The sequence below is a fragment of the Paenibacillus sp. FSL P4-0113 genome (assembly GCF_038009305.1).
Lineage (GTDB): Bacteria > Bacillota > Bacilli > Paenibacillales > Paenibacillaceae > Paenibacillus > Paenibacillus polymyxa_D.
Window position 1 is genome coordinate 4587956 of the sequence record NZ_JBBPAZ010000001.1, and the last position, 12784, is coordinate 4600739.

Annotated in this window: 12 protein-coding genes; 5 read left to right on the forward strand and 7 right to left on the reverse strand. The window is 43.7% G+C overall.

Going from position 1 to position 12784, the window contains the following annotated elements; genetic code table 11:
• Positions 1 to 135: 135 nt before the first annotated feature.
• The gene (locus tag MKX46_RS19950) at positions 136 to 1077 is read right to left on the reverse strand and encodes an AraC family transcriptional regulator (protein ID WP_341071683.1); all 942 of its coding nucleotides are present in this window, start codon (positions 1075 to 1077) and stop codon (positions 136 to 138) included.
• A 219-nt stretch (positions 1078 to 1296) separates the two neighbouring features.
• Between MKX46_RS19950 and MKX46_RS19955 the strand changes: the two genes are divergently transcribed.
• From MKX46_RS19955 to MKX46_RS19965, 3 genes are all read left to right on the forward strand, one after another.
• Positions 1297 to 2316 carry a glycoside hydrolase family 88/105 protein gene (locus tag MKX46_RS19955; protein ID WP_341071684.1) on the forward strand — a complete coding sequence of 340 codons (1020 nt, stop codon included), beginning with the start codon at positions 1297 to 1299 and terminating at the stop codon, positions 2314 to 2316.
• 12 nt (positions 2317 to 2328) lie between these two features.
• The gene (gene gnpA / locus MKX46_RS19960) at positions 2329 to 4503 is read left to right on the forward strand and encodes a 1,3-beta-galactosyl-N-acetylhexosamine phosphorylase (RefSeq protein WP_341071685.1); all 2175 of its coding nucleotides are present in this window, start codon (positions 2329 to 2331) and stop codon (positions 4501 to 4503) included.
• Between the two features lie 158 nt (positions 4504 to 4661).
• Positions 4662 to 5033: a hypothetical protein gene (locus tag MKX46_RS19965; protein ID WP_238437976.1), complete on the forward strand. Its 372-nt coding sequence runs from the start codon at positions 4662 to 4664 to the stop codon at positions 5031 to 5033.
• Positions 5034 to 5124: 91 nt separating this feature from the next.
• Here the strand turns inward: MKX46_RS19965 and MKX46_RS19970 are convergent, their stop codons facing one another.
• Positions 5125 to 6063: a helix-turn-helix transcriptional regulator gene (locus MKX46_RS19970; protein WP_029517106.1), complete on the reverse strand. Its 939-nt coding sequence runs from the start codon at positions 6061 to 6063 to the stop codon at positions 5125 to 5127.
• Between the two features lie 142 nt (positions 6064 to 6205).
• On the opposite strand from MKX46_RS19970, the gene MKX46_RS19975 reads away from it, so the two are divergent.
• Positions 6206 to 6655, forward strand: a complete 450-nt coding sequence (locus tag MKX46_RS19975) for a VOC family protein (RefSeq protein ID WP_340954330.1) — start codon at positions 6206 to 6208, stop codon at positions 6653 to 6655.
• Positions 6656 to 6770: 115 nt separating this feature from the next.
• A complete protein-coding gene (locus MKX46_RS19980; RefSeq protein ID WP_341071686.1) occupies positions 6771 to 8249 on the forward strand; it encodes a protein adenylyltransferase SelO in 1479 nt (492 codons plus the stop codon).
• A 113-nt stretch (positions 8250 to 8362) separates the two neighbouring features.
• Here the strand turns inward: MKX46_RS19980 and MKX46_RS19985 are convergent, their stop codons facing one another.
• Genes MKX46_RS19985 through MKX46_RS20005 form a run of 5 tightly spaced genes read right to left on the reverse strand, consistent with a single transcriptional unit; the run spans position 8363 to position 12679 of the window.
• Positions 8363 to 8779, reverse strand: coding sequence for a DUF4280 domain-containing protein (locus tag MKX46_RS19985; RefSeq protein ID WP_069012891.1), 417 nt, complete (start codon positions 8777 to 8779; stop codon positions 8363 to 8365).
• A 5-nt stretch (positions 8780 to 8784) separates the two neighbouring features.
• Positions 8785 to 9315 carry a hypothetical protein gene (locus MKX46_RS19990; RefSeq protein WP_176715766.1) on the reverse strand — a complete coding sequence of 177 codons (531 nt, stop codon included), beginning with the start codon at positions 9313 to 9315 and terminating at the stop codon, positions 8785 to 8787.
• Positions 9312 to 10574, reverse strand: coding sequence for a pentapeptide repeat-containing protein (locus MKX46_RS19995; RefSeq protein ID WP_069012892.1), 1263 nt, complete (start codon positions 10572 to 10574; stop codon positions 9312 to 9314). Before MKX46_RS19995 ends, MKX46_RS19990 begins: the two co-directional genes overlap by 4 nt.
• Before the next feature lie 12 nt (positions 10575 to 10586).
• On the reverse strand, positions 10587 to 12002 hold the full coding sequence (locus MKX46_RS20000) for a phage baseplate assembly protein V (protein ID WP_341071687.1): 1416 nt from the start codon (positions 12000 to 12002) through the stop codon (positions 10587 to 10589).
• On the reverse strand, positions 11999 to 12679 hold the full coding sequence (locus tag MKX46_RS20005) for a hypothetical protein (RefSeq protein ID WP_318628227.1): 681 nt from the start codon (positions 12677 to 12679) through the stop codon (positions 11999 to 12001). Before MKX46_RS20005 ends, MKX46_RS20000 begins: the two co-directional genes overlap by 4 nt.
• Positions 12680 to 12784 lie beyond the last annotated feature (105 nt).

Below are 12784 nucleotides of genomic sequence, written 5' to 3' on the forward strand. Positions count from 1 at the left end.
CATATTGTGAGATTCACCGATTTCATCATTACGTTTATTTTTAGGCTCCACATGCAGACTATATTTATATGGCTCAGGTTTAATCCATATTCATGAGGTTGAGTTCGTTTTATCAAGTTTATTTCTGCTGTTATGCTAAACCCATCCCGTAAACTCCAGTATAGACGCTTTCGCAGATTGCGCTTCAGATTGTGCCCCTTTACGCCATTCTTTTGGCGGCTTTCCCATAAGCCTGGAGAAGCAACGGTTGAAGCTGGAAATGGAGTGAAAACCGACTTGTTCGGAGATCGAAAGAATAGAATCCTCCGTGCTTTTTAACTGCTTGCAAGCCTCTTCGATTCGGGTGCTGTTTAGGAAATCGAGAGGCGACGTCCCCATAATTTCATGGAATTTTCTTCGAAAATGAGTTGTACTTAAATGGCACAGGTCGGCCAAAAAATCCATCGTAATGGGGTTCATATAGTTTTTCGTGATGTATTCCAAAACCGGAGAAATGACAAAATCGTTTTTCAGGCTATGCTCTGTTTCTTGATCTGCCAACAGTTCATTCCTGGAATGAATTCTAAGGAGTTCTATGTAAAGGGATAGCAATAAGCCATAGGCACTTTCCTGATAGTAAGGATTCTGCTGTTTTAATTCTTCTACGATCGAAGTTGCAAGTGTATAAACCTTGGGATACTGCTCCTTATTCAATATACAGTTTTTTCCCTTCACCACCCACAAATTTGGTTCGAAGTTGCTGTAAGCACTTTTAAATGAATGTTGAAAGAGATCCTCTGGTGAAAAAAAGATATAAGACCACAGACTGGCTGTATTTGGCGAACTATACGTGGTATGAGGAAGATACCTGGGGATGAAGGTCACATCGCCGGCTTTGAAGGGTACAGATTCTCCTTTGATCTCCATGACGCCGCTATCTGAATAGCATATACCAATCTCCAAATGGTTATGGAAATGGAGATGCTCACTTTTAATATCAGAAATCTTCCAACGTTCACCGATTAATAGCAAGACAGGGAAATTTATGGGCAAGCTATAGTGTCGATATTCTATAACGGGCTTCTTTTTTCTGGGCATATTCAATACCCCCATGACTTTGGTTTTAACCAGCAGATATACATCAGGATTTTGTAAAATCCTCACATAAATGATTGGAAATGCGCAGTTTTGTTGCGAATATGCTTAGATGGAGACTATTTTACTGCGTACAATGGAATAAGTAAAGCGTTTTCAAAATAGTGACGAACAGCTCTCAAGCGCTTTTGGGAGCGTGGGCGCTAAGAGAGGGGAATAAAGATGCTTCAATTGGTTTGTGACAAGGAAGAGATATTAAAAGTTATCGACAAAGTCGTCAGAAAAACCATGGCGATGGATTTGACGTGGGACTGGCCTTGCGGTGTGGCTTATTATGGTGTATCCAGAGCCTATACAAAAACAGGAAATAAAGAGTATTTGAATATGCTTGTGCAGTGGGCAGATGAATATATCGAGCTGGGTCTGCCGCACTGGACGGTAAACACATGTGCTATGGGCCATATGCTGATCACATTGTATGAAGAAACAGGAGATCCAAAATATTGGGATATTGTGATGAGCAAGGTGGATTACATCCAAAACAATGCTCTCCGGTTCGGAGACCATGTTTTGCAGCATACGGTATCCGTGGCTAATGATTTTCCAGAACAGGCATGGGCGGACACATTGTTTATGGCGGCATTTTTTCTGCTCCGTGTAGGAACCAAATTAAAGGATGAGGCAATGATCCAGGACGCCTTAAATCAATATTACTGGCATATCAAATACCTGCAAGACCCTAGTAGCGGTCTCTGGTACCATGGCTACAATAATGTCAAGCAGGATCACATGTCCGGATTTTTCTGGGGGAGAGCGAATGCTTGGGGAGCATATACCATGTCGCAAGTCAAAATTCATTTAAAAGACTGGTACTTGTATCCGCAATGCATGGACGTAGAGTGTTCGCTTCGGGATCAACTGGCGGCACTAAAGGGTGTTCAAACGGAGAATGGTTTGTGGCGGACGGTACTGGATGACGAGGAGTCCTATGAAGAAGTGTCGGCATCTTGCGGTATCGCGGCGGCCATGATCAATAACGGCAATCCGCTGCATACCAAATACGTGCAAAAGGCATTGGAGGGCATCTTGAACCATATTAGCGAGGACGGTCGGGTACTAGGTGTGTCGGGCGGCACAGCGGTTATGAAAGATCGGGATGGGTATCGCAATATTCCAAAGGACTGGATTCAGGGCTGGGGTCAAGGCCTGGCATTGGCCTTTCTGTCTGATATGTTGAATTAGGAGGGAAGCAAGTTGTCCAAACAAACTACGGGGAACTTTACACTACCGGGAGAATCCGGTTATGAGGCGCTGACCCTGAAATTAGCTGAACGGTGGGGTGCCGATGTCATCCGTGATAGTGACGGCACGCAATTGTCCGATGAGATTATTAACGCTGGGTACGGCATATATTCGACAATCTGTATCATCAGAGATCATAATGAGTGGGCGTCCCGTAATCTGGATAAGCTGCAGCAGTGTTTTTTAATTACAAATCCAAAGGTAGCTGTACAAGATTATGTGTCCATCTATCTGATGGAGGATTTTTTTGCTGAACAGTTCAAAGTGAATGATTCCAAAGAAGCGTTTAACTATTGGCAGGTTTTTGACAGAACGACCGGAGAGGAAGTTCCAAGAGAACAGTGGAATTATGAAAGGGAATCCGGAAATGTGGTCATTACCGGAATTGTTCCTTGGCATAAATACACGGTAAGCTTTATGGCCTACCGGATCTGGGAAGAGATTTCCATGTACAATCACACCACGAATCATTGGGACAAAGAGCATTTGATGCAGATTGATCCTATCTATGCAGAAACGCAACAATATCTGCTGGATTGGATGGAAGATTGGTGTCTTCATCATAAGGAAACCACGGTTGTTCGGTTTACCTCCTTATTTTATAATTTCGTCTGGATCTGGGGCAGTAATGAGCGCAATCGCCATCTGTTCTCAGACTGGGGTTCATACGATTTTACGGTAAGCTCAAGGGCGCTTGATCTGTTTGCCAAGAAATACGGGTATTCGATGACTGCCGAGGATTTTGTGAATGGCGGGAAATACCGCGTCAGTCATATCCCGGCTGAGCAGCGCAAGCTGGATTGGATGGCATTTATCAATGATTTTGTAATCGAATTTGGCAAGAAATTAATTGATATTGTGCATAAGCACGACAAGCTGGCCTATGTGTTTTATGATGACAGTTGGGTTGGTATGGAGCCCTATAATGACCGTTTCCAAGAGCTTGGTTTTGACGGATTGATCAAATGTGTGTTCTCAGGTTATGAGGCGAGGCTGTGTTCAGGTGTGAAAGTGAATACGCATGAGATTCGGCTGCATCCATACTTATTTCCGGTTGGCTTAGGCGGGCTTCCTACCTTTATGGAGGGGGGCGACCCCACGCTGGATGCCAAAAAGTATTGGATTAATATCCGGCGCGCCTTGCTGCGGGAGCCTATTGACCGGATTGGATTGGGCGGATATTTGCACCTTGTAGAGCCTTACCCGGATTTTTGCGATTACATCGAAAAGATTGCCAATGAATTCAGAGAAATTAAAGAACTGCACCACGAAGGCAAACCCTATCATATGAAGACGAAGGTAGCTATTCTGCACAGCTGGGGTGAATTGAGATCGTGGACCTTGTCCGGACATTTCCATGAAACGTATATGCATGATTTGATTCATGTCAATGAAGCTTTATCCGGATTGCCGATTGAAGTGCAGTTCATTGATTTTGAAGATATCCGTCAGGGAATTCTACAGGATTGTGATGTAGTGATCAATGCCGGCTCTGCTGGTTCAGCATGGAGTGGTGGGGAGTACTGGAATGACAACAAGTGTGTGGACTTACTGACCCAATGGGTTTATGAGGGGGGTACCTTTATTGGCATCAATCAGCCTTCGGCGGTAGAAGGTCACGACAGCTTTTTTAGAATGGCGCATGTTCTCGGACTGGATGAGGATACAGGCTCCAGGGTAGGTCATGGAAGATGGACATATGAGGTTAGGGATGAGTATGGTTTGGTGCCTGAGGGGGCAAGTATAACGCCAAAGAATAGCATTTATCTTACGGATGGGTCAGCTGCGGTAGTGGAGGAAGCAAGTGGTATGATAACACTGTCTACACATGCCTTCGGTAAAGGAAAGGGAATTTACCTTCCTTCATTCGAATTCAGCTGGGAAAACACAAGGTTGTTGCTGAATATGATTCGCTTTGCAGGTAATGAGTTACATGAAACGAAGTACATTACGGATAACCTATATACAGAGTGTGCTTATTATCCAGAAAGTAAAATGTTGGTGGTTATTAACAATAGCGATCAACTTCAAAGAACGACGGTTGATACGGAATATGGCAAACAAACGATGGAATTAGATCCGTATGACACCATGATCACTCGTATTGGCTTAACAAAATCGGTATAGAAACGGAAAATAATAAGAGTAGCGGTGTCAAGCCCTCCTTTATTTAAGGAAGGGCTCTTTGTTTTAGCACCTCCAGAAAATCCAGCCAATTTACCGGGGATTTTGTCCATTCAAAAGTATCTACTCCATCATTAACTATAAGTAAAACAATGAAGGAGATGATTTCTTTGAGAAAGGCAACCTTAATGAAAATTAAAAATGCGGAAGCCAAGTTGGGAAGAAAGTTAAAAAAAAGAAGTCACGTGGTTATGAATCTTAAAAAAGCCATTCGTGTAACTCAACTTGGAGATGGATTTGCGCGTTTCACTTTCGCTGCGGTTACTATCCCCCCAAATAGCTTTAGAAGCACTACGATTAACGGTAACGCCTACAATCTGATTAGCGGTTCATGGATTTTCTCTGGAAATCAGCAAGGGTTTCTTCTCGATAACTATTCTGCGGCGGAAGACAGATGGTTCTTTACTGCATGGAATCCAACTGGATTCACAAGAACGGTCTCCTATGCTGTTATCGCCAAACGGAAGCCATAATTCAAATGTCATCGTTAGCAAGGAAAAGGAGCTTGATCCTTCTTTTCCTTGCTAAAAGGTAGAGGAAATGTTGAACAAACCTTCGATGATCTTATAATTTTTGATAGTGGTTCAAGAGATGCTCAACTTTTTCTTTAATAATCTGTTTTAAAGATTCAGGCTTCACAGATCGTACATAATGACCATATCTCATAAAATAATGAGCGATAAACTCTTCTTCTCCAGGATTATAGAATCCCTTAATGACTGTCTTATCACCATTTTCTATTTTCATAGAGGGATAATGTTCTTTATAGAAAATGTCCTTCGCTTGTTCTACAATCTCTACTTCAAAGTCAATGCTCTTCTCGGATTGATACATTTCTAATGAACGATTAAGGAGCTCATCTATAGAAAAGTCAGAATTGCTCTCCTCTTCTTCTATTAAGGTTATTCGATCACATCTGAAAACTCTATATTTATTCGTATTTAACTCTATGCCAGTAGCATACCATTGACCAAACTTAGCGGAAATTTTGAAAAATTGAATATAGTAACTTTTTTTCTGATTATTTTTTACATATTTAACTTTACAGGTACTCTCATTAAGAATGCTTGTTAGAATTTTATCTAAATAACGACTAACATGAGTATGCTGATATACTTCAAATTGTAAGACCTTTTTCATTTTATGAATCTGGTCTATTTGTGTTTTAGAAAGACAGTGTTCAAACTTTTCATTGAGTTTATTAATACTTAAATGAAAGGGGGTGGATTGATAAGCTTCTAACGTCAACATTGCAAAGTACAGAGCATATACTTCATCCATCGTGAAAATAATGGGAGATAACAACCTATTTTTTAAGATACCATATCGCCCATGTCTGCCATGTTCCGAAAAAATAGGCATACCTAATTGTTCTAATGAATGAATATCACGTAGAGCTGTACTTTTTGAAATATGGTATTTATCCATCAGGTCATTTAAATTAAAGAACTCTCGACTGTTTAAGTATCTGATCATATCATTTAATCTTTCTGATTTCTTCATCTAAACCTCCTTATAAAGGTGTCATGTTTTGATACCTTTTTATATGATAATAAGCTTAAGAGAATATATCAAATTCATAAGATATCTACCTGAGGATTTTACAAAATCCTGACTAAGATTATATATAAAGGAGATTGATATCATGAGTGCAACACTGGAAGTAGCTATTTTCTTATCCATGAACGGAAAGGCAAAGGAAGCTATACATTTTTACAAAAAACACTTCAACGCAGAGGAATTGTTTCTGGTTACCTATCAAGACATGGCCCAACGTGACAGTTCCATACAGATTACGGATGAAAATGAAAATTATATTTCTCATTCTGTCTTATCCATCGGAAAAACAAAAGTAATGATAGCAGAAGATACAATGAATCCCAGTGAAAAATATACAGTTGGTAATAACACTTCATTATGTATTCAAAGTGCTGACTTAGAAGAAATTAAACATTTTTATCATAGCTTAATTACAGATAATCGCGTGAAAATTATCGTGCCTTTATCTAATAATATGTTTAGCCAAGCCTACGGTATTATTGAAGACCCGTTCGGTATTCAAATACAATTAATGTTTGATAATCGATTACAATAAAAAGGTTGTTAAAAGCTAAAAAGCACAATAGCATGGTGAAAAGTGGATAATAAATGGACAGAGGTAAAAACTAAAAGGGGAAAATCCAAGATACCACAGCAGAAAAGGAGACACTATGACGGAGAGAAAAGAAATAGCAGATAAAATAGGGTGGAACTTCGACAACAGTTACTCTCGTCTGCCGGAATCCATGCTTACAAAGCTCAACCTAACTCCTGTCCGCTCACCAAAGCTGATTATACTTAATCATCCGTTGGCAGCATCACTGGGGTTGAACGGCACGGCGCTGCAAAGGAATGATGGCGTAGCGGAGCTGGCCGGCAACCAAATTCCTGAAGGGGCTACGCCTCTTGCTCAAGCTTACGCAGGACATCAATTCGGGCATTTTAACATGTTAGGAGACGGTCGTGCTCTGCTGCTTGGCGAACAGATCAATCCCTTGGGTGAACGGGTTGATATTCAGCTCAAGGGCTCTGGCAGAACGCCATACTCCCGTGGTGGTGACGGGCGTGCGGCACTTGGTCCGATGCTTCGTGAATACATCATTAGTGAGGCGATGCATGCGCTAGGTATTGCTACCACCCGCAGCTTGGCGGTGGTATCCACAGGTGAGACGATCATCCGGGAAACCGAGCAGCCCGGTGCCATTCTGACCCGTGTGGCTGCCAGTCATCTTCGCGTCGGAACTTTTCAATACGTCTCAGCATGGGGCACGTCCGAAGATCTCCGTGCTCTGGCTGATTATACATTGGAAAGACACTACCCGGAAGTTGCCAATGACGAAAACCGTTACCTTTCACTGCTTCAGGAAGTGATTAAGCGTCAGGCCGAGCTGATTGCCAAATGGCAGCTGGTTGGTTTTATTCACGGGGTGATGAACACCGACAATATGACCCTTAGCGGAGAAACCATTGATTATGGTCCTTGCGCCTTCATGGATACCTATGATCCTGAGACGGTATTCAGTTCCATCGACAGGCAGGGACGCTATGCTTATGCCAATCAGCCGCATATTGCTGCGTGGAATCTCGCGAGATTTGCTGAGACGCTCTTGCCACTGCTGCATGACAACAGGGAGCAGGCTGTCACACTGGCTGAGGATGCAATTTCAGATTTTGTAAAAATGTTTCACAGTCACTGGCTTGCAGGAATGCGAGCGAAGCTAGGGATCTTTAACGAAGAGCAGGAGGATGAATCTCTTATTGAGGATCTTCTGAATATCATGCAGAGGCATCGTGCTGACTACACCAATACCTTCCGTGCCCTAACTTTGGACAAGCTGGAGGATACGGTTCTGTTCAGCACTGAGGAATTCACCCAGTGGTACGAGCAGTGGCAGGCGAGACTGGGCAGACAGCAGGAATCCCAAGATTCATCGCATCAGCTGATGCGCAGCAGCAATCCTGCAATCATCCCGCGCAACCACCGAGTAGAAGAAGCATTGGAAGCTGCGGTGGAACGAGAAGACTACCATGTGATGGAGCAACTCCTTGAAGTTCTTTCGAACCCTTATGCTTATTCTGACGAACAGGCTATTTACTCTACATTGCCTGAGAAATCCAACTGCTCATACCGAACCTTTTGCGGTACCTAATGTAATGTAATCATGTTGAACAACTCGATGATAACCTATTTCATGCGTTGGTGGAGAAGATAGCCATTCTCTCACCAGCGCATTTTGTTTTTATTTTGGTAGGCTGCAACTAATTAATCCAGCTCTTGACCGTCATTTTCGATTTGTATGTGCCCGCAATAAAGACATTGATGCGTACAGTTCTGTGTAAGAGCAGGCTGGCCTTCGATGCGCATGTCGCTTTTTCCGTTCAGCCAAGGCATCGTAAGAACAGGAATACATGGAGCCTTTTTCACCCCATAAATATCGACCATCTCACTGGCTTGCACAGTCGGATTCAGCGGACTGGAGCAATTTCCAAAAGATTTTATGTTCACTCCAGGCACATAATCTCCAATATTCATCTGGGCTTTATTTTTGACATACACCCCGTGGCTAAAAGGGCGCTTCAAACGCGTAGGCTGTGTACCGTAACTACAGCTTAAAATCGCACCTGCCACGACATAGCTTTTTTTCGCACCTGACCCAGGCTGCACACTTGCTTCTTCCATACGGATTATTCCTCCTTTGTGGACATCTCCACTTTTTGCACACGAACACCTGTAAATGGACGACGCAGCAGACTTTCCGCTACCGCGAGATTGATATAGATATGAGCTTCCAACAAGCCGGCGATCCGAAATATAGACGATTGGATTTTTCCGTGTTTAAGTACCAACTGCTTCAAGGTATGGTCAGGATACCACTCGGTTTGTGAGGAAAGACAATCCACCACAGGTGGACGCAATATCCAGTACACATCCTGCCTGGCCTTCTGAAAATCGGTAAGTATAGCGACCTTCCATTCCAGCTCCGGCATATATTTTTCCAACAGGACTTTCATGGAGTCTGAAACCAGTGGCAAAGGGAACTCCAGAAAATCCGGATATACGGTTCGTGGATCTGTATGTACTGCTAAAAACAGGGGAGTGTCCTCCGCCTGAATGGTATGACCCGAAAGGAGTTCTTCCACCTGCAAGGGAGACAGGGGCGCAGTCTCTACCCGATGCTTTACGCGCTCGTCCACCATGAGTCGAAAATATCTCATTTACCCCCACTCTCCTTACTCACTGTATCTGTTACCTGTGTAACCAGGGGTGCTTCTACAGCAGCAAGACCAATGGCTTCGCTTAGTTGGATATCAGTAAAGATTGCCCGGTGTAGCTTTGCCCCTGTAAAATTAGCTTTTACTAAACATGCACCTATAAACGAAGCGTCAGTGACATCAGCTCCTACAAAGCAGGCACCTGTTAGATCCGCGCCGTTAAATAAAGCTCTTTGCAGCGCGGCATCTTGGAAAGTAGCTCCTTGAAGCTGTGCCTGTTGAAAACGAGCTCCCTGTAAATTAGCTCTTGTAAAATCCACTCCATCCAATCCTAACGGTTCCCAATCCAGCCAAGCATCCGATCCATATTCGCTATTGCTTAAAACTTCGTCCAGTACAGCCTCTTGCAGGGAACAGCCACGGAAATCGGCTCCGTGAAGCAGGCTGTGCGAAAAGTCGGTTCCATCTAGCTGAGCTTCTTGCCATACCGTGCCTACGAGGATACAGTGATGCAATCGGCTTTGTTGCATCCCGATCTGGCGAAAGACTGTATAACGAAAATCCAAGGAACTGTAATCTCCATCCGACAATTGCACTTGAGACAGTGCTTGGTAGCTGTAGGCCGATCCTTCTTTTTCCTCCAGCCAAGACTTTATGATGTTAGCATCCACGGGTCTTCGATCTTCCCGGTACACGGAGACACTATGATCCATATACTCTCCGACGCGAATCTCAAAAGCTTCTTCACGATCCAACGCCTCAAACTCTGGTAGGTGGACTGCTTGCTTCATAGCCTGACGAACCAGACTAACGATCATCGTATGAAGATATCCCGCTGCTTCCAGCATGATCTGCTCTAATTCAAGTTCGGAAAGGGAGACTTGCTGGTTCAAGGTTTCAGCCCCAAGTTGTTCATGTAATTGAGTCCAATAGAGAAAAATCCAACTTGCATCGTATTCCAACTGAACGGGCTCAGCATCAAGTATCCATAAGGCATCCGTAGCTTCAACAAGATAAACGGGCTTCTGTTCAAGCCATGTGGTGCGCAGCATGGAGTAGGTGATGTAACCGATATGACCTTTACGACCTGTGAGTTGCTTTTGCCGAACCAGCTCACAAAAGGCGCGAAAATGTTCTACTATATGCTGTAATCGTTGTGTTTGTGTTGATGTACATTTCAACGCCCATTCTTTGCGAATGAGAGACCAAGCCTGTTGAAGAGCTGCTTGTTGCTGATCTAACACATCTGTTTGCTTTTCCATTGCTAATCATCCTTAATTTGACTTCACTTCGCTGCCTTTCATATCCGCTGACCCGCTTAATTCAATATGACTGCCGTTACAATCCATACGGAGCTGACTACCTGCGGACAGGCTCATCGTCTTTCCCGCAGACAGGCTGAGATTGCCTCCTGCCGAAATATTCACTTGCTTGCTGCTGGTGATATGAATGCCTTCTTTATCATCCAGTTTGATGTAAATAGCGCCGTCCTTGGCTGTAACGACCAGTTCATCCGGTCCCAGTCGAACTTCCTTGCCATGCGGGGTACGCCATATTTTCATTTGCGGATTGGAAAAATGGTTATGCGTACTCTTGCGATCTGCCCGTCTCACCGCACTACCTGCCACGCCGTCTTCTTCCCGACTACCGGGGAAATAGAGAGAAACGGAATCGCCTTTTTCTGGCATGACGTACCAGCCAGTATGGCCACCGCCACTGTAAACAGTAGAATAGTTGAACCAGTGTGCTTTGCTTGCGTCTTGTTGTTCATCACAATCCAGATGAATGCGTACCTGATCCTGACGTACGTCCAGTACAACACCGCTTAATGAGGCTCCTGCCAGCTTATCCTGGTAGTAGCTTTTTTGCCGAAATCCCTGGTAAGAACCCAACACATACTGATGCCGCAGCAGTCCTTGACTCATGGCGGTGTAGGCTTCCATGACATACAGGTTATGCCCCTGAAAATTCAACTGAGCGCCCAAGTCGAGTACCTCATCTGTTTCTACCTCATAAAAAGTAAAATCGTGTTCACTCAGTTTGGTCTGTTCATTCTCCTGAAAATAACGAAAAGGAAGCAATTGCTTACGTACGGTATAACGGGTATGATCCAGTATCGCCTGTGCAGGGCTGTCCTCAATACCAAAATAAAATTTGGGACTGTCAAAACGGGCTACAGGCATCAGACTCGTATGATAACGGGAGGCTATGCGTCTTAAAAAAGCCCAGTCTGTCTCCTGATACTGAATGGCAAGCCGCCCGATGGCTTCTCCGCCAGTAGCCCCGTCGATCACATCCAGTCCTTCATAGTCCTTACCTATGTGCTCCAGCATTTGAGGAATCGTCATTTTCGTATACTGAAAAGAACGAGTACGCTGCTTGATGTCCATCCGGTACGTATGGGAAATAGCTTCCACCTCCAGATAGTACACACCTCGCACGACTTTTACCTCGACCGAGAGGGCAATGCCGCTAAATAACGGCTTGCTTGCGCCAGACTCATCTTGTTGGCTGACTTCAATGATGGTATTTTTTTCTGTCGTTTCCACGTAACTGTCTTGCAAGTCTTCGGGGATAACACCTGTAAAATAAAGCCGAGTATGCTCGTTAACTTTTTTCGTTAAGGTAAGCTCTTCTAGATCCATTTGTTCATAAGGGTGAATGTGAATTTGATCGTATCCCAGACTCATGGTGTAGTCATTCCTTTCTCATTTGTAGAATAGGTGGAGGGTGGAAGGACAGAAAGGGATTGAACCCAGTATTCTGCTACAGGTAACCAGATTTCGAGATCTACCTCCAGACAGCTAAAGGAACCTATGACAACTCGTCCATTGTGGATGAAGAATAGCATTTCGTTGTATAAATTACCGTCGATCCCCGCCGCCACAAAACGAATCTGCCCAACTGAAAGTCCGGAACCGTTGATAACCATTTCGGTACCTAACCAGTTGCGAATCGGTTGTACAGACCGTAAAATATCCGCCATTTGCTCTACAAAATCGGGCAGCTCTTCCGCTTCCAGAGCGGTATTTGTAGGATTAAAGGTGATATTGATAGTCTCCTCAGATGAGGTATAAATGACCTTTGGTCGATGCTCTGAAGGATATTTGATTATAGCTTGCTCCATTGGCATAGGAGTAAAGGACTTGGGAATGTAGAAACCAATTTCTCCGTGTAGTATTGTAATGGGCTCCAATGCGAGATAATCGTTTTCAATATGAAGTAGCTTTGTTTCTTCAAACATGGAACCGTCCTGTTCCGATTTCTGAGTTTGAGCTGGAATGGATTTCACATTATCGTTATTAGCTGTCTTCCGATCCACCATTTTAGCTTTGAGGCTAAGTATATGCTCGTCTAGATAGTTCATAGGAAGCCCCCTTTTAGGAAAAATACACGTTTGTACTTGAATATGTAAAGATGGGAGGAGATATTTAAGTACAGAACCAGCATATGTATTTATCGGTTAAAAGAG

Excerpts from the sequence above, each read along its gene's own strand:
- MKX46_RS19950 (WP_341071683.1), bottom strand. The coding sequence starts at position 1,077 with ATGCCCAGAAAAAAGAAGCCCGTTATAGAATATCGACACTATAGCTTG.
- MKX46_RS20005 (WP_318628227.1), bottom strand. The coding sequence starts at position 12,679 with ATGAACTATCTAGACGAGCATATACTTAGCCTCAAAGCTAAAATGGTG.
- MKX46_RS19990 (WP_176715766.1), bottom strand. The coding sequence starts at position 9,315 with ATGAGATATTTTCGACTCATGGTGGACGAGCGCGTAAAGCATCGGGTA.
- MKX46_RS19965 (WP_238437976.1), top strand. The coding sequence starts at position 4,662 with ATGATTTCTTTGAGAAAGGCAACCTTAATGAAAATTAAAAATGCGGAA.
- MKX46_RS19995 (WP_069012892.1), bottom strand. The coding sequence starts at position 10,574 with ATGGAAAAGCAAACAGATGTGTTAGATCAGCAACAAGCAGCTCTTCAA.
- MKX46_RS19980 (WP_341071686.1), top strand. The coding sequence starts at position 6,771 with ATGACGGAGAGAAAAGAAATAGCAGATAAAATAGGGTGGAACTTCGAC.
- MKX46_RS19970 (WP_029517106.1), bottom strand. The coding sequence starts at position 6,063 with ATGAAGAAATCAGAAAGATTAAATGATATGATCAGATACTTAAACAGT.
- MKX46_RS19985 (WP_069012891.1), bottom strand. The coding sequence starts at position 8,779 with ATGGAAGAAGCAAGTGTGCAGCCTGGGTCAGGTGCGAAAAAAAGCTAT.
- MKX46_RS20000 (WP_341071687.1), bottom strand. The coding sequence starts at position 12,002 with ATGAGTCTGGGATACGATCAAATTCACATTCACCCTTATGAACAAATG.
- MKX46_RS19975 (WP_340954330.1), top strand. The coding sequence starts at position 6,206 with ATGAGTGCAACACTGGAAGTAGCTATTTTCTTATCCATGAACGGAAAG.
- MKX46_RS19955 (WP_341071684.1), top strand. The coding sequence starts at position 1,297 with ATGCTTCAATTGGTTTGTGACAAGGAAGAGATATTAAAAGTTATCGAC.